The sequence below is a fragment of the Mesoterricola silvestris genome (assembly GCF_030295405.1).
Classification (GTDB): domain Bacteria; phylum Acidobacteriota; class Holophagae; order Holophagales; family Holophagaceae; genus Mesoterricola; species Mesoterricola silvestris.
In genome coordinates, this window is record NZ_AP027080.1 from 2,823,245 (window position 1) to 2,841,529 (window position 18,285).

An 18,285-nucleotide genomic window follows, 5' to 3' on the forward strand; every position below is an offset into this window, starting at 1 on the left:
CCGTCTAGACCGGTTGGGTGAATTCGATATCGCAGCGCAGGCAGCGGCGGGCTTCGCAGAGGGCGTGCTCCTCCGGGAGGCACTGATCCACTTCCCGGAAGTTCCCGCGGCGCTCGGCCACGGGCAGGTGCGGCGCATGGGCCCGGCCGGGGCCCTCCCCCTCCTCCTCCCCGGCGTCCACGGGGGGCACGTACACGGTGGGCAGGGCCACCTTGGGCAGGACCTTCAGCTGGCGCCCCGTGAGGTGCCGGTCGATCATCACCGCCGCGTTCTTGCCCGCGGCCACCGCTTCGATGACGGTGCCGGGCCCGGTCACCACGTCGCCCCCGCCGAAGACCCGCTTCTGGGAGGTGATGTAGGATTCGGGGTTGATCACCAGCCCGCCCCAGGACTTCACCTTGAAGCCGTCCAGGGCTCCGGTCTCGGGTTCCTCGGAAATGGCCACCACCAGGGTGTCCAGTTCCGCCACGAAGGCGCTGCCGGGAATGGGCACGGGCCGGGCGCGTCCGGTCTCGTCCTTGTCGCCCAGCTCGTTGCGCTGGAACTCGATGCCGGTGAGGACGCCGCCCTCGGCCTTCACCGCCAGGGGCGTGACCAGGGTCTCCAGGCGGATGCCCTCCTCCAGCGCGGCCTCGATCTCCTCCTTGTAGGCGGGCATTTCCACCCGGGTACGGCGGTAGAAGACGGTCACCTCCGTGACGTCCTTCTGGCGGATGGCGACCCGGGCCGCGTCCAGGGCGCTGTTGCCGCCCCCGATGATGCCCACGCGGCCCCGGGCCAGGGATTCGCCGTGGAGGTTGAAGGCCTTGAGGAACCGGATGCCGGGGAGGATCCCCTGGGCGTCGTCGCCCTCCAGGCCCAGGCGCTTGCTCTGGTGGGCCCCCAGGGCCAGGTAGATGGCCTGGTAGCCGTCCTCCTTGAGGCTCTGGACCGTGAAGTCCTTGCCCAGCGCCTGGTTCAGTTCCAGGGTGACGTTCTCGTTGATCAGGCTGTCGATCTCGGCGCTGAGGACGTTGCGGGGCAGCCGGTAGCTGGGGATGCCCGCCACCAGCATGCCGCCGGGGCGGTGCTCCCGCTCGAAGACGGTGACCCGGTAGCCCTTCATGCCCAGGGCGTGGGCCGCCGTGAGGCCCGCGGGCCCCGCGCCCACCACCGCCACCCGGGGCGCGCCCGGCTTGGCGGGTTTCGCCGCGCCCTTGAAGACCCGGGGATCCACCCGGTCCACCACGAAGCGCTTGAGCTCGCGGATGGCGATGGGATCGCCGCCCGTGGTGCCGCAGCGGCAGCCGGCCTCGCAGGGGTGGTTGCACACCCGGGCGCACACCGAGGGGAAGGGATTGGCGCCGCGGATGGCCTGGTAGGCGTCGTCGTATTCGCCCAGGGCCACGTGGGCCACGTACTTCCACACTTCCGTGCCCACGGGGCACCCGGCCTGGCAGGGCGCGCCCACCAGTTCCCGGCAGGCCCCGGCCGGGCAGCGCCGTTCGTAGATGTGGGCCTCGTACTCGTCCCGGAACCACTTGAGGGTGGACAGCACCGGGTTGGGGGCCGTCTGGCCCAGGCCGCAGAGGCTGCTCTTCTGGATGGCCTCGCCCAGCTCCTTGAGGACCATCACGCCCCGCACCCGCAGCAGGGCGTCCAGGCCTTCCTCGGCCCGGCGGTTCTGGGTGATGGCCTGGAGGATGTCCAGCATCTGCTTGGTGCCTTCCCGGCAGGGGATGCACTTGCCGCAGCTCTCGGACTGGATGAACTCCATGAAGAACTTGGCCAGGTCCACCATGCAGGTGTTCTCGTCCATGACCACGAGCCCGCCCGAACCCATGATGGCGCCGAAGGCCTTGAGCTCCTCGTAGTCGCAGGCCACGTCCATGTGGGGCTCGGGGATGCAGCCCCCGGAGGGTCCGCCGATCTGCACGGCCTTGGCCTTCTTGCCGTTGGGGATGCCGCCGCCCACGGCGAAGACCACGTCGCGGATCTTCGTGCCCATGGGCACTTCCACCAGGCCGGTGCGGCGCACCATGCCCGACAGGGCGAAGACCTTGGTGCCCTTGCTGCCGGCGGTGCCCAGGGCCGCGAAGGCCCCGGGCCCGTTCTGCATGATGGTGGGCACGTTGGAGAAGGTCTCCACGTTGTTGATGACCGTGGGCTTGCCGAAGACGCCGGACTGGATGGGATAGGGGGGCCGGGGCCGGGGCATGCCGCGCTTGCCTTCGATGGAGTGGATGAGGGCGGTCTCCTCGCCGCACACGAAGGCGCCGGCGCCCATCTTGATGATGATGTCCAGGGAGAACCCGCTGCCCAGGATGTTCTCGCCCAGGAGGCCGTAGGCCCGGGCCTGGTCCATGGCGATCTTCAGGTTCTCGATGGCCAGGGGGTATTCGGCCCGGATGTAGATGTAGGCCTTGGAGGCGCCGATGGCGTAGCAGCCCGTGACCATGCCCTCCAGGAGCCGGTGGGGGTCGCTCTCGCACACGGCGCGGTCCATGAAGGCCCCGGGATCCCCTTCGTCGGCGTTGCAGATCATGTACTTCTGGTCGCCGGGCGAGGCCAGGGCCATCTGCCACTTGCGCCCGGTGGGGAAGCCCGCGCCTCCCCTGCCCCGCAGGCCCGAGGCCAGGACGTCGTCCACCACCTCCTGGCGGGTGCGGGTCGTGAGGGTCCTGTGCAGGGCGGAGTACCCGCCCCGGGCGATGTACTCGTCGATGGACCGGAAGTCGATGAGGCCGGAATTGGCCAGGACCCAGCGCCTCTGGAGGGCCAGGAAGGGATGCTCGGCCAGGGGCCGCACCCGGGGCCAGGGTTCCAGGCCCTCCACGGGGAACTGGCCCAGGACCCAGTCCATGGGCAGGCTGCCCGCGAAGAACCTGTCCAGGAGGGCGTCCACCTTGTCGGCGGTGATGGAGGAGAAGCTCACCCGCGTCCGGCCCGGCACCTGGATGTCCACCAGGGGCTCCTCGGAGCACAGGCCGATGCACCCCACTTCCTTGATGTCGGCTTCCAGGCCCTTGGCGGCGCACCATTCGCGCACCCGGGCCAGGGTCCTGTCCGCCCCGGCGCCCAGGCCGCAGGTGCCCGCGCCCACGAAGATCACGGGCCGGTCCACCCGCTCCCGGCGCAGGCCGGCGATGAGGGCGGGCAGGTCCTCGCCCTGGAAGGGTCCGTCCTTGAGGGCCGCGAGGAGCTCGGGGGCGGGACGGGCCGGGACGTCCCAGCAGGAGGAGGGGATTCCGCTAGACATGGCTGAACTCCTCGGAACGGCATTCTTCCAGGATGCGCTGCAGCTTCATGGGGGTGACCTTGGCGTGGAACTGGCCGTTGATGTTCACCACGGGCGCGAGGCCGCAGGCGCCCATGCACGCCACCACCTCCAGGCTGAAAAGGCCGTCGCGGCTGGTTTCGCCGGGGGCGATCTTGAGGGTCTTCTCCACCATGTCCAGGACGCGCCGGCTGCCCTTGACGTGGCAGGCCGTGCCCCGGCAGACCATCACGTGGTACTTGCCCCGGGGCTGGAAGCGGAACATGTTGTAGAAGGTGGCCACCCCGAAGATCTTGCTGGCCGGCAGATCCAGGGCGAGGCCCACGCGGGTGATGGAGGCCTTGGACAGGTAGCCTTCGGCGGCCTGGACCTCCTGCAGGATGGGGATGAGGTGGTCGCGCCCGGCATCGGGGTGACCCTCGAGGATGGTCTCAACGCTCTTCATGTCGGCCATTCCGGCGCTCCTTTGAGGGATGAGTGGTGAAGTAGGCGAGCTTTTCCAGGTAGGTGGTGATGACGATCTCTTCCAGCGCGACGTTCACCGGCACCCGCAGGGCCACCGGCGCGAAATTGAGGATCCCCTTCACGCCCGCGTGCACCAGCTGGTCCGCGGCCCCCTGGGCGGCGGCGGCGGGCACGCAGAGGATGGCCAGGGTGATGGCCTCCCGGGCGATGACGGCCTCCAGGGAATCCATGGGATGGCACTTGACCCCCGCGTGCACCCGGTTGCACTTGGCGGGGTCCGTGTCGAAGGCGGCCTTGATGCAGAGGGTGGAGCGGCTCGCCTCCAGGAAGCTGATGAGGGCCCGGCCCAGGTGCCCCGCGCCCACCACGGCCACGGCGTGGGTGCGGTCCAGGCTGAGGGCCAGGTCCAGCTTCTCCATGAGGGCCTCCACCTCGTAGCCGTGGCGGGGGACCCCCTGGGTGCCGATGGCCATGAGGTCCCGGCGCACCTGGGAATCCGCCGTGCGCATGGCGGCGGCGATCTCGTGCGAGAAGAGATGGGTGCGGTGCCCCGGCGCCTGTTCCGTGAGGAAGGTGCGGTAGCGTGCCAGGCGTTCGACGATCTTCCCCGAAATGGGCTTCATGAAAGCCTTTCGTGAAAAAGTGCTACAACGTGACAGAGTGTTACGATATATTGTAGACTGAAGTCAGAAGACCAAGATGTCTTCTGTGTGACGGACGTCACAAAGAAGACCCAATGGTCATCAAATAGGTCCCAATTCATTGACGGTTTTCCCGGGTGGGCCTAATCCTGGAGTGTCGGGCGCCGGGATCCGTTCCGGTGCCGGTCGCACCCTCCACCCCACCCCGACCGCAAGGCCAAACCCTGAGCGGAAGGACACGCGGGTACCCGCACGTCCCCTCCGTCCAGGCGCCTCCGGCCGGGCCCCCCAGAAAGGGCCGGCATGAGCCAGAACAAGCGCCTCGGGGTCGTAGGGATCGTCGTCGAGGACCTCGCCTCGGCGCCGGAGGTCAACGCCATCCTCCATGATTCGGCCTCCCTCATCGTGGGGCGCATGGGGATCCCCTACCGGGAGCGCGGCGTCTCCATCGTCTCCCTCATCGTCGACGGCACCACGGACGATCTCAGCGCGCTCACCGGGCGCCTGGGACGCGTTCCCGGCATCGCCGTCAAGACCGCCCTGGCCAGGGAGGTCCCCGCCCCAAGCAAGGAGTGCTGATGTCCTACGATCCCCGCTCGTCCAACCCCAACGACTTCATCGACCCCGTCGAGATCGAGTCCACCCTGGCCGAGGCCGCCCTCCAGGCCCGGGACCCCCGGGCCGTGCGGGCCATCCTGGACCGCGCCGCCGCCTTCGGGGGCCTCACCCACCGGGAGGCCGCGGTGCTCCTCAACGTGGAGGACCCGGCCATCCTGGGCGAGGTCTTCACCCTGGCCCGGCACATCAAGGAGCACATCTACGGCCGGCGCATCGTGATGTTCGCGCCCCTCTACCTCTCCGACTTCTGCGTGAACCAGTGCAGCTACTGCGGGTACAACCACGACAACCCCATGCCCCGGCGCAGGCTGGACCAGGCGGAGCTGGCCGAGGAGATCCGCGTCCTGGAAGGTCTCGGCCACAAGCGCCTGGCCCTTGAGGTGGGCGAGGACCCGGTGAACTGCCCCCTGGACTACGTGCTGGAGTGCATCAAGACCATCTACTCCCTGAAGTTCAAGAACGGCTCCATCCGGCGGGTGAACGTCAACATCGCCGCCACCACGGAGGAGGACTACCGGCGGCTCAAGGACGCCGGCATCGGCACCTACATCCTCTTCCAGGAGACCTACCACAAGCCCACCTATATGGCCGTGCACAAGGGCCCCAAGCGGAACTACGAGTGGCACACCAGCGCCCATGACCGCGCCATGAGGGCCGGCATCGACGACGTGGGGCTGGGGGTGCTCTACGGGCTCTACGACTGGAAGTTCGAGACGGTGGGAATGCTCATGCACGCCGAGCACCTGGAGGCGTCCCTGGGCGTGGGCCCCCACACCCTGAGCGTGCCCCGCATCCGCGCCGCCGCGGGTGTCTCGGCCTGCGATTTCCCGCACCTGGTCTCGGACGACGATTTCAAGAAGGTGGTGGCGGTGCTCCGCCTGGCCACCCCGTACGCCGGCATGATCCTCTCCACCCGCGAGCCCATGGGCTACCGGGAGGAAGTGATCGCCCTGGGCATCTCCCAGGTGAGCGCCGGCTCCTGCACCGGCGTGGGCGGCTACGCCCACACGCCCAAACTTGGCTTCGAGGACGCCGTCCCCCAGTTCGAGCCCGCCGACCACCGCAGCCCCACCGAGGTCCTCAAGGACCTCCTGCGCGACGGCTACATCCCCAGCTACTGCACCGCCTGCTACCGGGAAGGCCGCACCGGCGACCGCTTCATGAAGCTGGCCAAGACCGGCCAGATCGCCAACGTCTGCCAGCCCAACGCCCTCCTGACCCTCATGGAGTACATCGAGGACTACGGGGACGAGGAGCTCCGCAGCCTGGGCGAAAGCCGGATCAAGGAGGAACTGGCCACGATCCCCAACCCCAAGGCCCGGGAGGCGGCGGCCGCCTACCTCCAGCGGATCCGGGGCGGGGAGCGGGATCTCAGGTTCTAGTCCCGGCCTCCTCCCCATTCATCCCAAAAATCGGCGTTCATCCCTGTTACGCAGGGCCGAGGTTCGGATGGGACGGCGCATTCACGAAGTAGGCGCGCCGACCCATGGCATCGCTGGCCCTGCGTAACAGGTCGAGTAGCGCGGGGGAACTGCCCCCCCGCGCCCTCACGGATCCGGACGTGAGACTCTCACCTCATCCGGCTCGTCCTGCCCAGCCTCCAGGTCGTATTCCCAGGGTCCAGTGGTAGAACAGCCCTTCTTGCCGCTGGTGGGCAATGTCGCCCAACCAACGAAAGGCTGCCGTCCAGTCCCGGTGGAACCGCTTGTATTTCCGTTTGGCCCAGCGGGCCAGGACCAGATTCAGGTAGTCGAGAAGTTCCAGGCACTCCGAGCGGTGGAACCGCCCATAGTAGTTGACCCATCCCCTGACGATGGGATTGATGAACGAGGCAAGCTCGCTCAGGGTCTTGGTGTTCATCTTCGTCGTCAGTTTCCACTCCCGGATGGCTTCCCGAGCGGCCTTCTTCGCCTTGTCGCTCATGGCCGGATTGAAGCCCACAAAGAGCTTTCCGTCCCGGGTCTTCACCGACCGCCCCCGAAAGGTGTAGCTCAGGAAGTCGAAGGCCGTGTGGTCATGGTCCCCCGGGCGCGAATCGTCCTTACAGTAGACGATCTTCGTTTTCTCCGGGTGGAGTTCCAGCCCCTTGTCCTTCAATCGCCTGCGCACCCCTTCCAGGACGTATTTGGCCTGGGCCAGGCTCACGCAATGGATCACCGCATCGTCGGCATACCGCTCGAACGGGACGTTCGGAAAGACCCGCCCCATCCAGGCATCGAACGCATAGTGCATGAACAGGTTGGCCAGCAATGGGCTGATCACCCCGCCCTGCGGCGTTCCCGCCGTCCGTTCCTGCAGGGTTCCGTCCTCCCGTTGGGCCGGGGCCTTGAGCCACCGTTCCACGTACAGGGGGATCCACTTCAGGGCCGAATCCGACTCGGTATGGTGCCGAACCGCCTTGAGGATCAGGTCATGCGGCAGGTTATCAAAGAATCCTTTGATATCCAGATCGATGACCCAGTCCAGGCGCCAGCAGCGCTCCCTTGCCTTTGCTACGGCATCCAGTGCCGAACGACCCGGCCGATAGCCGTAGGAGTCCTCGTGGAACATGGGTTCCACCAAAGGCTCCAATACCTGCTTGGCTACCATCTGGGCCACTCGGTCCGCCACGGTCGGAATGCCCAAGGGTCTCGTCCGGCCGTCCTTTTTGGGAATCTCCACCCGCTTCACCGGCGGCGGGAAGTAGCTGCCCGACGACATCCGATTCCAGATCTTGTAGAGGTTGCCCTCCAGATCCTTGTCAAACATCGACAGGGTTTCTCCATCCACGCCCCCTGCTCCCCGGTTGGCCCGGACCAGACGCCATGCCTCGGCGACCTGTTCCCTGGAAATGCTGTAAGGCTTCGCTTCAGACACGTGCTCTTCCCCCGGAGGGTTGACCCGCATTTGAAGCCGGACAGGCCGGTCCCTTGGCTCCACCCGCATTACCGGGCATCGTCGCTACTACGGACCGGTCCGCCCCGGCGCCCCGCTTCGGTACTCTCGCCCTACGGGGGACTACCCCTCGGACTTCTCCCTTGGCATCGGGACGCTCGGTTCCCACGTTCCACACAAGAGCCTGGACAGGGCTCGCGCCGCTTCTACGCCGGCCACCGCCCGGACCGTAAGCAGGTCCCTTCCGGGCTTGGTCCCAGGACTTCATCCGGAGCCTGGTTTCGATGGCTTTTGATCTCTTTCGACGCCTCATCAGCGGTTCACTTTTGTTCGCCTTCCCTGTCCCTACCTGACGGGGGTTCCCCCGCCTTTTCCGGGTCCGCTCACCACCTGGGGTGTCACCCCCACGCAGCGCCCGGTGGTTTGGGATCTGGCCCTGCAGCCCGACCCCGGGGGGCCTACCCCCATCTCTCATGCAGCACAGCTGCTATCTCTCAGGTTGTTTTATTTGGACCTCCTGGGAGATGAAGCGCCTTTCGTGGCGCACGGATGAACGCCGATGTCGGGGATGAAGGAGATGAAGGGCGCAAATTCATCCAACCAATTCGATCAACTATTCCGCAATGCGACTTCGGTCACATCAAAATTTCTTCCCGTCCGAAAGCCAGGCCCTAGACTTGTGGGATCAAAAGCACCCCACAACTCCATACACCGGCACGGGAGGTCCTCCATGGCCAAGATCCTCATCGTCGATGACGACCCGGATATCGTAGAAGCCAGCACGCTCTTCCTGGAGCGGGCGGGGCACGACATCGCCACCGCGTTCAACCGCCGGGACGGGATGAAGGCGGTGGAAACGTTCGGGCCCGATCTCCTCATCCTCGACGTGATGATGGAGCAGCCGGATGACGGCTTCGCCATGGCCCAGGAACTGCGGCGCCAGGGGTGGAAGCGGCCCATCCTCATGCTCACGTCCGTGGCCTCCGCCTCGGGGCTCGCCTTCGGGCGGGACGACGAGATGGTCCCCGTCGACGATTTCCAGGCCAAGCCCGTGGAACCCGCGGAACTGGTCCGGAAGGTCGCGGCACTTCTGAACGCATAGGGGGCGATCCATGCTGATGACCGAACGCGACCGTCTCGCCTCGGAGATCCGGTCCCTGGCCGCCAAGCTGGGCCAGGACCGCACCTCCCTCATCCCGATCCTCCTCGAAGTGAAGCGGAAGTACCACACCATCGACAGCTACGCCATGCAGGTCATCGCCGACCTGCTGGGCATCCACCCGGTGGAGGTCAACAGCGTGGTGTCGTTCTACGCCTTCCTGGGGGGCCACCGCCAGGGCAAGTTCGTCATCCGCCTGTGCCGCACCATCTCCTGCGACATGCAGGGCAAGAGCCGGGTGGAGCGCCAGCTGGAGAACGACCTGGGCATCCGCTTCGGCGAGACCACCCCCGACGGCAAGTTCACCCTGGAGTTCGCCAATTGCATGGGCATGTGCGACCAGGGCCCCGCCCTGCTGGTCAACGACCGCATCCACACCCGGGTCACCCCCGAGAAGGTGCACGAGATCCTGGAGGCGTGCCGGCGCGTGTTCGGCGTGCACGCCGCCGAAACCAAGGAGGTGGTGTTCAAATGAGCCCCCTGCCCACCTACGATTCCATGATCCCCGAGGCCGGCCTGCGGGCCGCCCTCGCCCTGGACCGCCCCCGGATCATCAGCGAGATCGGCGCCTCCGGCCTGAAGGGCCGCGGAGGCGCGGGGTTCCCCACCGCGGTGAAGTGGAACTTCGCCGCCGCCGCCCAGGCCGACAAGAAATTCGTCATCTGCAACGCCGACGAAGGCGAGCCCGGGACCTTCAAGGACCGCGTGATCCTGCAGGAGCACGCCGACCTGGTCTTCGAGGGCATGACCGTCGCCGGAAAGGCGGTGGGGGCCCACGAGGGCATCCTCTTCCTGCGGGGCGAGTACACGTACCTGAGGGGCCACCTGGAGGCCGTCCTGGCCGGGCGCCGGGACCGGAACCTCCTGGGCAAGGGCATCCTGGGCTCGGGCCTGGATTTCGACATCCGCATCTTCATGGGCGCGGGCGCCTACATCTGCGGCGAGGAGACCGCCCTCATCGAGGCCCTGGAGGGCTTCCGGGGCGAACCCCGCAACCGGCCCCCCTTCCCCGTCAACACGGGCTTCCTGGGCCGGCCCTCCATCGTGAACAACGTGGAGACCCTGGCCTGGGCGGCCTGCATCCTGGGCCGGGGCGCCGACTGGTTCCGCAGCGTCGGCACGGAGAAGTCCACGGGCCGCAAGATCTTCAGCGTATCGGGGGACTGCGCGCGCCCGGGGGTGTACGAATTCCCCATGGGACTCACGGTGGCCGAGCTGCTGAAGGAGGTGGGCGGGGAGGACGCCAAGGCCGCCCAGATCGGCGGCGCCGCCGGCCAGTGCGTGCCCGCCAAGGATTTCGGGCGCTCCATCGCCTTCGAGGACATCCCCACGGGCGGCTCGATCATCGTGCTGGGACCGCACCGGGACATGCTGGACGTCCTGCACAACTTCCTCGAGTTCTTCGTGGACGAGTCCTGCGGGCAGTGCGCCCCCTGCCGCCTGGGCAACACCAAGCTCCTCGAGGGCCTGGAAATGCTCCGGAACGGCACCTGCAGCATGGCCTACCTGAAGGAGCTGTGCGACCTGGGAGGCACCATGCAGGTGGCCTCCAAGTGCGGCCTCGGCCAGAGCAGCCCCAACGCCTTCCTCTCCGTCGTGGAAAACTTCCGCGAGGAGCTGATGGGCCGAATCCCAACCCACGCCTGATCCCACACGAGGATGCGTCCATGAGCACCGATCTTCCAGAGACCCCCCGGCGCGCCCCCTCCAGCCAGCAGGGACAGACCGTCGCGGTGGCCGAGAACACCGCCGCCATCGGCGGCACCGTCAGCGTCACCATCGACGGCCAGACCCTGAAGGTGCCCCTGGGCACCACCATCCTGGACGCCGCCAGGCGCATCGGCGTCAAGATCCCCACCCTGTGCAACCACCCGGACCTGTGCGTGGCGGGCGTCTGCCGCATCTGCTCGGTGGAGGTGGAGGGCCAGCGCACGCTCCAGGCCGCCTGCGCCTACCCCGTCACCTCGCCCATCACGGTGTACACCCACACCCGCAAGGTGCGCATGGCCCGGCGCCACATCGTGGACCTGATGCTCTCCGAGCACTACGGCCACTGCTACGCCTGCGGCCGGAACAACAACTGCGAGCTCCAGACCCTGGCCAAGGAGTACGGGGTGGACTTCTTCCGCTTCGGCCACCCCGAGAAGCCCGCCCACGCCATCGACCACTCCAGCTACTCCGTGGTGCGCGACAACAACAAGTGCGTGCTGTGCCGGCGCTGCGTGCGCACCTGCATCGACCTGCAGGACGTGGGCACCATCGAGGTGCTGGGCCGGGGCCGCACGAGCCACGTCTCCACCTTCCTGGAAAAGCCCCTGGGCAGCGTGGTGTGCATCAACTGCGGCCAGTGCATCAACCGCTGCCCCACGGGCGCCCTGCGCGCCAACGACCCCACCGACGAGGTGTGGGAGGCCATCCACGATCCAAGGAAGCACGTGGTGATCCAGACCGCCCCCAGCCCCCGGGCCGCCATCGGCGAATGCTTCGGCCAGCCCGCGGGCACCGCCCTGACCTTCGAGCTGAACACGGCCCTTCGCATGTGCGGCTTCGACCAGGTGTTCGACACCAACTTCAGCGCCGACCTCACCATCCTGGAGGAGGGCACCGAGCTCCTGCTGCGCCTCAAGAAGGCCCTGGTGGACAAGGAGCCCGCGGCCTTCCCCCAGTTCACCAGCTGCTCGCCGGGCTGGGTGAAGTACCTGGAGCACTTCTACCCCGAGTACATCCCCAACCTCAGCACCGCCAAGAGCCCCCAGCAGATGTTCGGGGCTGTCATCAAGACCTACTACGCGGAAAAGCAGGGCATCGACCCCAAGGACATCGTCACCGTGGCCCTCATGCCCTGCTCGGCCAAGAAGTTCGAATGCAACCGGCCCGAGATGGACGACTCGGGGTTCAAGGACGTGGACTACGGCCTGACCACCCGCGAACTGGCCAAGATGATCAGCGAGACCGGCCTCGACCTGCCCCGCCTGCCCAAGTCGGACTTCGACGCCCCCTTCGGCACCGCCACGGGTTCGGGCGTCATCTTCGGCGCCACGGGCGGAGTCATGGAGGCCGCGCTGCGCACCGTCATCGAGCTGGTGGTGGGGGTGAAGGTGGAGGATCTCTTCGAGCACGCCGACATCAAGCCCGTGCGGGGCTTCGAGGGCGTCAAGTACGCCGAGATCCCCGTCCCGTCCGTGGGACCCGTGCCGGCCATCCTGGCCCCCCTCTTCCCCAGCTGGGACTTCCTCAAGGGCGCCACCCTCAAGGTGGCCGTGGCCCACGGCACCGCCAACGCCAAGGCGGTCATGGAGGACATCAAGCGGGGCGGGCCCTTCAGCCAGTGCCACTTCATCGAGTTCATGGGATGCCCCGGCGGCTGCATCGGCGGGGGAGGCCAGCCCATCCCCACCTCCCCGGAGATCCGCAAGGCCCGGGCCCAGGCCATCTACGCCGAGGATTCCGCCTACGCCGTGCGCAAGTCCCACGAGAATCCCGACGTGCTGAAGGTCTACGCCGAGTTCCTCACCGAAGGTCCCTGCGGGCACCGGAGCCACAAGCTCCTCCACACCCACTACACTGAACGAGGACGCTACATCGAGTAGCCCCAGGGGCGCAATGGCCGAGGTCCATCCCATCCTGCACTTCCTCGCCCCCACGGGGGCGGGGCCGGCGCGCGTCTTCGACGCCCAGGAGCAGGCCGTCCTGGACCGCGTGAACCAGGAGATCGCCGGGGAGTCCTCCCTGGACGACATCCTGGACTTCCTCTTCCAGGGCATCCGGGAGCTGTACCCCTGCGACCGCATCGGCCTGGCCTTCATCGAGGACGAGGGCCGGCGCATCGTTGCCCACCGCAACCGGACCCTCTACGAGCCCATGCTGCTCAAGGAGGGCTACGCCGAGGATCTCGCGGGCAGCTCCCTGCGCCGGGTGCTGGATTCCAACTGCACGCGGGTCATCTACGACCTCCCGCGCTACCTGGCCGACCACCCCGCCAGCGCCTCCACGCGGATCCTGGTGAGGGAGGGCGTGCGGAGCTCCCTCACCTGCCCCCTGACGGTGAAGGACCGGGCCATCGGGGTCATCTTCCTCAGCTCCCGGGAGCCGCGGGCCTACACCCCCTACCACGTGCAGCTGTGGATGGCCCTGGCGGAGCGCCTCAGCCAGGCGGTGGAGAAGGTCTGGCGCATCGAGCAGCTCACCGCCGCCAACCAGGCCTACACCGAGGTGCTGGCCTTCGTCAGCCACGAGCTGAAGAACCCCATCGCCAGCATGATCACCGACGCCCGGGTCCTGGAGGGCGGGTACCTGGGCCCCCTGGAGCCCCGTCAGAGCCAGAAGCTGGAGCGCCTCATCGCCAAGGGCGGCTACCTCCTGGACCTCATCGGGGAGTACCTGGACCTGGCCCGCATGGAGGGCGGCAACCTGGCCCTCCACCCCGTCTCCGCCCCCTTCGGCCCCGATGTGGCGGACCCCGCCCTGGACCTCGTCCTGCCCCAGCTCCAGGCCAAGGCCATGACCCTCACCCGGGACATCGCCGCGGACCTCCCCCCCGTGCAGTGCGACCCCGGCCTCCTGCGCATCGTCCTCACGAACCTCCTGGGCAATGCCGTGAAATACGGCCGCGAGGGCGGCGCCGTGACCCTCAGGGCCGAAGCCACCCCCGCGGGCCTGCACGTCGCCGTGCGCAACGAGGGCCCCGGCTTCCCCCCCGGGGAACGCCCCAAGCTCTTCCGCAAATTCAGCCGCCTCCAGACCCCCGAACTCCGTGCCCAGAAGGGCACGGGCGTGGGCCTCTACACCGCCTGGCGCATCATCCACCTGCACGGGGGCCGCATGGACGCCACCAGCCAGCCCGGAGCCTGGGCCGAATTCACCTTCGATGTCCCCCAGCCGCTGCCTCAGGCCCCGGATGACGCCCTGTAGTGCTTGAGCTTTTCCAGCTCGGCGACGATCGTCGCGTGGTCGTTGCACTCCTGGAGGCCCTGGCGGAAATGCACGCCCCCGGGCAGGCCCTTGGTGAACCAGGAGCCGATCTTCTTCATCTTGTGCAGGGCCTCCCGGGGCTCCAGGAGCTCCATGAGCATCCCGAAGAAGGCGATGCAGAGGTCGATGCGCTCGGCCTCGGTGACCTCCAGGCCGGGCTCCATGATCTGGCGGAAGATCCAGGGGTTGGTGAGGGCCGCGCGGCCGATCATGACGCCGTGGCAGCCGGTTTCCGAAGCCATGCGCAGGGCGTCCGCGGGGGTGTTCACGTCCCCGTTGCCGATGATGGGAAAGCGGGTTCCGGCGTCCACGGCCCGGGCGATGAGGGACCAGTCCGCGTGGCCCTCGTACTGCTGGGCGCGGGTGCGGGGGTGGATGGCCAGGGCCTGGACGCCCTCGGCCTCGAACATGCGCAGGAAGTCCAGGTACTCGGCCTTCTCCTTCTGGCTGCTGTCCCAGCCGGCGCGCATCTTCACGGTGACGGGCAGGTCCACGGCCTTGACCATGGCCTTGACGCAGGCCTCGGCCAGGCGGATGTCCCGGAGCAGGGCGGAGCCGGCCCCGCCCTTGGTGACGTTGCTGGCGGGGCAGCCCATGTTCAGGTCGATGAGGTCGGCGCCCGCGTCCCGGGCCAGGCGCGCCGCATCGGCCAGGTGCCCGGGATCGCTTCCGGCCAGCTGCATGGCGAAGGGGTGCTCCCCCTCGGCGGCCATCATGCGCTCGGCCTTGCGGGCGTGGCGGATGAGCGCCTCGCTGCTGATCATTTCCGAGACGGTGAGGCCCACGCCGCCCACCCCCCGGATCATGCGCCGGAAGGGCTGGTCCGTGATCTCGTGGAGGGGCGCCATGACCAGCGGCGGCTGGACCCGCACGGGCCCGATGCTGAAGGAGGAATCGGGGAACGTCACGGGGCCTTTACGCTCGTGGCCTTGAAGTAGCAGTCCTTGCGCATGCCCCGCACCTCCACGGTGAGGTCGGCCTGCAGCGTCTCCAGGCTCCGGGCGAAGTGGGCCTTCAGGAGGTCCAGGGCGCCCTGGCCCACCTTGGTGAGCGTCGCTTCGTCCCGGCCCTCCAGCACCAGGATCGTCAGGTGCACGAAGGCCAGGTCCCGGGCCCCGCCGGCCATGCGGAACTCGTCGCACCGGTAGGCGCGGCTCTTGATGTCCTTGAGGTGGAAGGGGCAATCCTCGGACAGGAACCGGTGGAGCTGCTCCCAGAAGGCCTGGAAATCAGGCTGTTCGGCGATGGTGGGCGTGTACTCGAGGGTCGTGTGGGGCATGGCTCACTTTCCGGAAGCCTGGGCTTCCAGCTCCATGATGACAGCCTCCACCTCCGAGTCGTTCCTCCAGAAGAGGGCCGTGACCCGGAGGAACCACCCGATGAGCCATGCGTTGGCCAGCACCGCCAGGGCCTGGAAGCCCAGCAGGGTCCACACCCGGAGGGGGGTCCCGCCCCCCAGGCGCCAGCCCAGGAGGAGCACCAGGAACGGCAGGCCGGCCCGCACCGCCACGCCGCCCACCACCAGGACCGTCCACTGGACGGGGTGGGTCCACAGCCGCAGGAAGCTGGAACGCAGGTGGCGGCCCAGGGCCCGGGAGGACCCCAGGTTCCAGCCGGGAGCCCCGGCGCGGTCCAGGCGGCAGAGCCAGGCCTGGACGAAGAACACGGACACGAAGGACAGGCGCAGCAGGACCCCGCCCACCCAGTCCAGCCACCCCAGGCCCTGGATGCCGGTCTCCGCCAGCGTCCGGAGGGTCCAGAAGAGGGCCGTGCCCACCAGGGCCAGGGGCAGGGCCGCGAGCACCAGGGCATCCGCGAAGCCCCAAAGCCAGGCGGCGAACCCCGCGGGAACCCCCGCGGCCCGGGCCTGGACCTTCCAGCCGGCCCACAGGAACCACGCCAGGGCCCCCAGGGCCGCCAGGGGCGCGAAGGGGCCGGTCCAGTGGTCCTTGAGCCCGCCGTTGACCGCCAGGTCCCACAGGTCGCGGACGGTGATCAGCTCGCCCCAGTACGAGGGCAGGCCGCTCCACCCGGCCAGGGCCTTGAGGTGCATGGCCCAGAGGGTGCTGGTGAGCACGTGGAAGCAGAGCCAGCCCCCCAGGAGCCCGAGCCCCCACCGGCCGCCGCCCCCGGCCAGGGCCGCGCCCAGGAAGGACCAGGGCCCCGCGGGGGCGGGGGTTTCCCGTCCGGAGGCGTCGAGGGGGGAGGCTTCGTCAGGCATGGGCATCCAGAAACGCTATCACTCAGAACCGCATATTCAACCTGAAATCGCCCGTGAGGTCCACGGACTGGGCCGCCCCGGTGCGCCCGTGCACGTTCACGGCGTGGCGGCCCTTGACCACCTGGATGGGGGTATTGCCGTCGCTCTCCACCTGGGTGGCGATGCCGTCCACCACCACCGTCCCGGAATTGGGGAAGGTGTTGACGGTGAGGCGGCAGAGGCCCGGCAGGGGCACCGTGGCGGCCTGGCCCGGGGCCACGGTCACGTTCAGGGTCTCCCGCAGGAAGACCCGCGCGTTGACCACCTCCAGGCGGTGGCCGCCGGGGGCGGCGCTCAGCGTGCCGCCCTCCTTCACGTCCCCGGCGTCCTTGCCGTCGATCTTCACGCGGACGGAATAGGGTGCGGTGAATTTCAGGGTCCCGGGGGCGTTGACGTCCACGGCCCTGGGCTCGGCCCCGGCGCGGGTCTGGGAGGCCGGCACCAGGGTGAACACCTGGGTCCCGGGGGTCTCGCCCTCGTTGAACCGGGTGGCCACCAGCAGGTCGCCCTTGGTGCAGGTGAGGTCGTGCTTCACGGACTGGTCCCAGGCCTTGACCGTCAGGGGCGTGGCGCCGTCGAGCTTGACGGAATCCAGCACCACGGTGGCCCCTTCGGGGCTGGTGCGGATGGTCTCGGTGGACGTCAGGGCCTCCAGGACGGGCTTCGGCGCGCCCTGCCCGGGCTGGAAGCGGTAGTCCAGGGGCTTGTAGCCCTTCTTCTCGAACCGGAGCGCGTCCCCGGCCTTGAGCGCCAGGGGCAGCGGGGTGGTGCCCACCTCCAGGCCGCCCCTGAGGGCCCGGGCCCCGGGGGGAACGGTGTCCACCATCACCGGGCCGGGCCCGGAGCGGAACAGCAGGAACCCGCCCACCGCCGCCGCGGCCGCCAGGGCCGCCACGGTGCCGTAGAGGGCCCCGCGGCCCCCCTTGGCGCGCACGGGGGCGGCCATGGACCGGATCTCCGGCGCGATCGCCTCCATGGGGTCGCGGTGGAGGGTGCCCCCCGTGTGCTCGGACTTGAGGTTTCCCAGGAGCTGCATGCGGTCGGTACGGCCCAGGTCCTTGGTGCCGTCCAGGAGGTCCTTCACGAAGGCCGAGCAGGTGGGGTGGCGTTCCGCGGGATCCTTGGCCAGGGCCCGGGTGAAGATGCGCTGCCAGGCTTCGGGCAGGAGGCCCTCCACCGGCGGCTTGATTTCCACGGGGGGCTCGTTGACGATCCGGTAGAGGATCGTGTTGATGGAAGTGCCGGGAAAGGGAAGACTTCCGCTCAGGAGCTCGAAGGTGAGCACGGCGAAGCTGAAGAGATCGGAGGCGGCCTGGGCGACGCCTTCTCGGATCTGCTCGGGGCTGGCGTAGCTGGGGGTGCCCAGGAAGGTGCCGGTCTGGGTCAGGGAGGCGTCCTCGCGCTTGGCGATGCCGAAATCCATCAGCTTGGGCTTGCGGTCCTGGGTGATCATCACGTTCCCGGGCTTGACGTCCCGGTGGACGATGCCCTTGTCGTGGGCGTGGTCCAGGGCCGTGGCGATGCCCGCGGCGATGACCAGCTTCTCCTTCAGGGTGAGGCCGGCGCCCTCCTTGATCAGCGCGTCCAGGGGCTTTCCGGGCACGAACTCCATGGCCAGGAAGGGCCCGATCTCGCTGTCGCCCACGTCGTAGATGGTGACGATGCCCGGGTCGTTGAGCACCCCGGAAACCTCGGCCTCCCGCTGGAACCTCGCCAGGAACTCCTTGCGCTCCTGCTCGCTGCCGATGGCGTTGAGCCGGACCACCTTCACGGCCAGCTTGCGCTTGATGCGGGGATCCTCCGCGAGATACACCGAGCCCATGGCGCCCGCCCCGAGCAGCGATTTGATCTCGTACCGCCCGATGTTCTTGGGGAAATTTCCGACTTCGTCCATGCGGGTATGCCCAACCTTCTCGTTTAATGTGGCAGGATTGTGACGAAAAAAGGGTGAAAAACCTGTGGAAAAACCAAGGATTCCTGACAAGCTTGGAAGATATAGTAACGCTCGCCCGAGGGGCAAGCATGCCTGGAGAGCAAAAAC

At 68.2% G+C, this 18,285-nt stretch carries 15 protein-coding genes; 7 read left to right on the forward strand and 8 right to left on the reverse strand.

Going from position 1 to position 18,285, the window contains the following annotated elements; genetic code table 11:
- Positions 1–4 precede the first annotated feature (4 nt).
- Genes R2J76_RS12195 through R2J76_RS12205 form a run of 3 tightly spaced genes read right to left on the reverse strand, consistent with a single transcriptional unit; the run spans position 5 to position 4,344 of the window.
- Positions 5–3,238 carry an NADH-ubiquinone oxidoreductase-F iron-sulfur binding region domain-containing protein gene (locus tag R2J76_RS12195; protein WP_316411872.1) on the reverse strand — a complete coding sequence of 1,078 codons (3,234 nt, stop codon included), beginning with the start codon at positions 3,236–3,238 and terminating at the stop codon, positions 5–7.
- Positions 3,231–3,710 carry an NADH-quinone oxidoreductase subunit NuoE gene (gene nuoE / locus R2J76_RS12200; protein WP_316411873.1) on the reverse strand — a complete coding sequence of 160 codons (480 nt, stop codon included), beginning with the start codon at positions 3,708–3,710 and terminating at the stop codon, positions 3,231–3,233. The genes R2J76_RS12195 and nuoE overlap by 8 nt, the downstream gene beginning before the upstream one ends.
- Positions 3,688–4,344, reverse strand: a complete 657-nt coding sequence (locus tag R2J76_RS12205; protein ID WP_316411874.1) for a redox-sensing transcriptional repressor Rex — start codon at positions 4,342–4,344, stop codon at positions 3,688–3,690. The genes nuoE and R2J76_RS12205 overlap by 23 nt, the downstream gene beginning before the upstream one ends.
- Positions 4,345–4,665: 321 nt before the next feature.
- Between R2J76_RS12205 and R2J76_RS12210 the strand changes: the two genes are divergently transcribed.
- Positions 4,666–4,941 (forward strand): TM1266 family iron-only hydrogenase system putative regulator, encoded by a 276-nt coding sequence (locus R2J76_RS12210; RefSeq protein ID WP_316411875.1) that lies wholly within the window; start codon positions 4,666–4,668, stop codon positions 4,939–4,941.
- Positions 4,941–6,362: a [FeFe] hydrogenase H-cluster radical SAM maturase HydG gene (hydG, locus tag R2J76_RS12215; RefSeq protein ID WP_316411876.1), complete on the forward strand. Its 1,422-nt coding sequence runs from the start codon at positions 4,941–4,943 to the stop codon at positions 6,360–6,362. The genes R2J76_RS12210 and hydG overlap by 1 nt, the downstream gene beginning before the upstream one ends.
- 193 nt (positions 6,363–6,555) lie before the next feature.
- Here the strand turns inward: hydG and ltrA are convergent, their stop codons facing one another.
- Positions 6,556–7,836, reverse strand: coding sequence for a group II intron reverse transcriptase/maturase (gene ltrA, locus R2J76_RS12220; protein ID WP_316411877.1), 1,281 nt, complete (start codon positions 7,834–7,836; stop codon positions 6,556–6,558).
- Positions 7,837–8,584: 748 nt separating this feature from the next.
- On the opposite strand from ltrA, the gene R2J76_RS12225 reads away from it, so the two are divergent.
- From R2J76_RS12225 to R2J76_RS12245, 5 genes are read left to right on the forward strand one after another with little or no spacing between them, the layout of a single operon-like run.
- Positions 8,585–8,956 carry a response regulator transcription factor gene (locus R2J76_RS12225; RefSeq protein ID WP_316411879.1) on the forward strand — a complete coding sequence of 124 codons (372 nt, stop codon included), beginning with the start codon at positions 8,585–8,587 and terminating at the stop codon, positions 8,954–8,956.
- A gap of 10 nt (positions 8,957–8,966) precedes the next feature.
- Positions 8,967–9,488: an NADH-quinone oxidoreductase subunit NuoE family protein gene (locus R2J76_RS12230; protein WP_316411880.1), complete on the forward strand. Its 522-nt coding sequence runs from the start codon at positions 8,967–8,969 to the stop codon at positions 9,486–9,488.
- Entirely contained in the window at positions 9,485–10,660 is a 1,176-nt protein-coding gene (locus R2J76_RS12235; RefSeq protein WP_316411881.1) for a complex I 51 kDa subunit family protein, read from the forward strand. The genes R2J76_RS12230 and R2J76_RS12235 overlap by 4 nt, the downstream gene beginning before the upstream one ends.
- A 20-nt stretch (positions 10,661–10,680) precedes the next feature.
- Complete coding sequence (locus tag R2J76_RS12240; protein ID WP_316411882.1) at positions 10,681–12,603, forward strand: NADH-dependent [FeFe] hydrogenase, group A6; 1,923 nt, start codon at positions 10,681–10,683, stop codon at positions 12,601–12,603.
- 13 nt (positions 12,604–12,616) lie between these two features.
- Positions 12,617–13,924, forward strand: coding sequence for a GAF domain-containing sensor histidine kinase (locus R2J76_RS12245; RefSeq protein ID WP_316411884.1), 1,308 nt, complete (start codon positions 12,617–12,619; stop codon positions 13,922–13,924).
- Here the strand turns inward: R2J76_RS12245 and dusB are convergent.
- Genes dusB through R2J76_RS12265 form a run of 4 tightly spaced genes read right to left on the reverse strand, consistent with a single transcriptional unit; the run spans position 13,900 to position 18,138 of the window.
- Complete coding sequence (gene dusB / locus R2J76_RS12250; RefSeq protein ID WP_316411885.1) at positions 13,900–14,892, reverse strand: tRNA dihydrouridine synthase DusB; 993 nt, start codon at positions 14,890–14,892, stop codon at positions 13,900–13,902. The two genes, R2J76_RS12245 and dusB, sit on opposite strands and share 25 nt — an antisense overlap.
- Positions 14,889–15,263, reverse strand: coding sequence for a 5-carboxymethyl-2-hydroxymuconate Delta-isomerase (locus R2J76_RS12255; RefSeq protein WP_316411887.1), 375 nt, complete (start codon positions 15,261–15,263; stop codon positions 14,889–14,891). Before R2J76_RS12255 ends, dusB begins: the two co-directional genes overlap by 4 nt.
- 3 nt (positions 15,264–15,266) lie before the next feature.
- Complete coding sequence (locus tag R2J76_RS12260; protein ID WP_316411888.1) at positions 15,267–16,205, reverse strand: hypothetical protein; 939 nt, start codon at positions 16,203–16,205, stop codon at positions 15,267–15,269.
- Between the two features lie 22 nt (positions 16,206–16,227).
- Positions 16,228–18,138, reverse strand: coding sequence for a serine/threonine-protein kinase (locus R2J76_RS12265; RefSeq protein WP_316411889.1), 1,911 nt, complete (start codon positions 18,136–18,138; stop codon positions 16,228–16,230).
- Positions 18,139–18,285 lie beyond the last annotated feature (147 nt).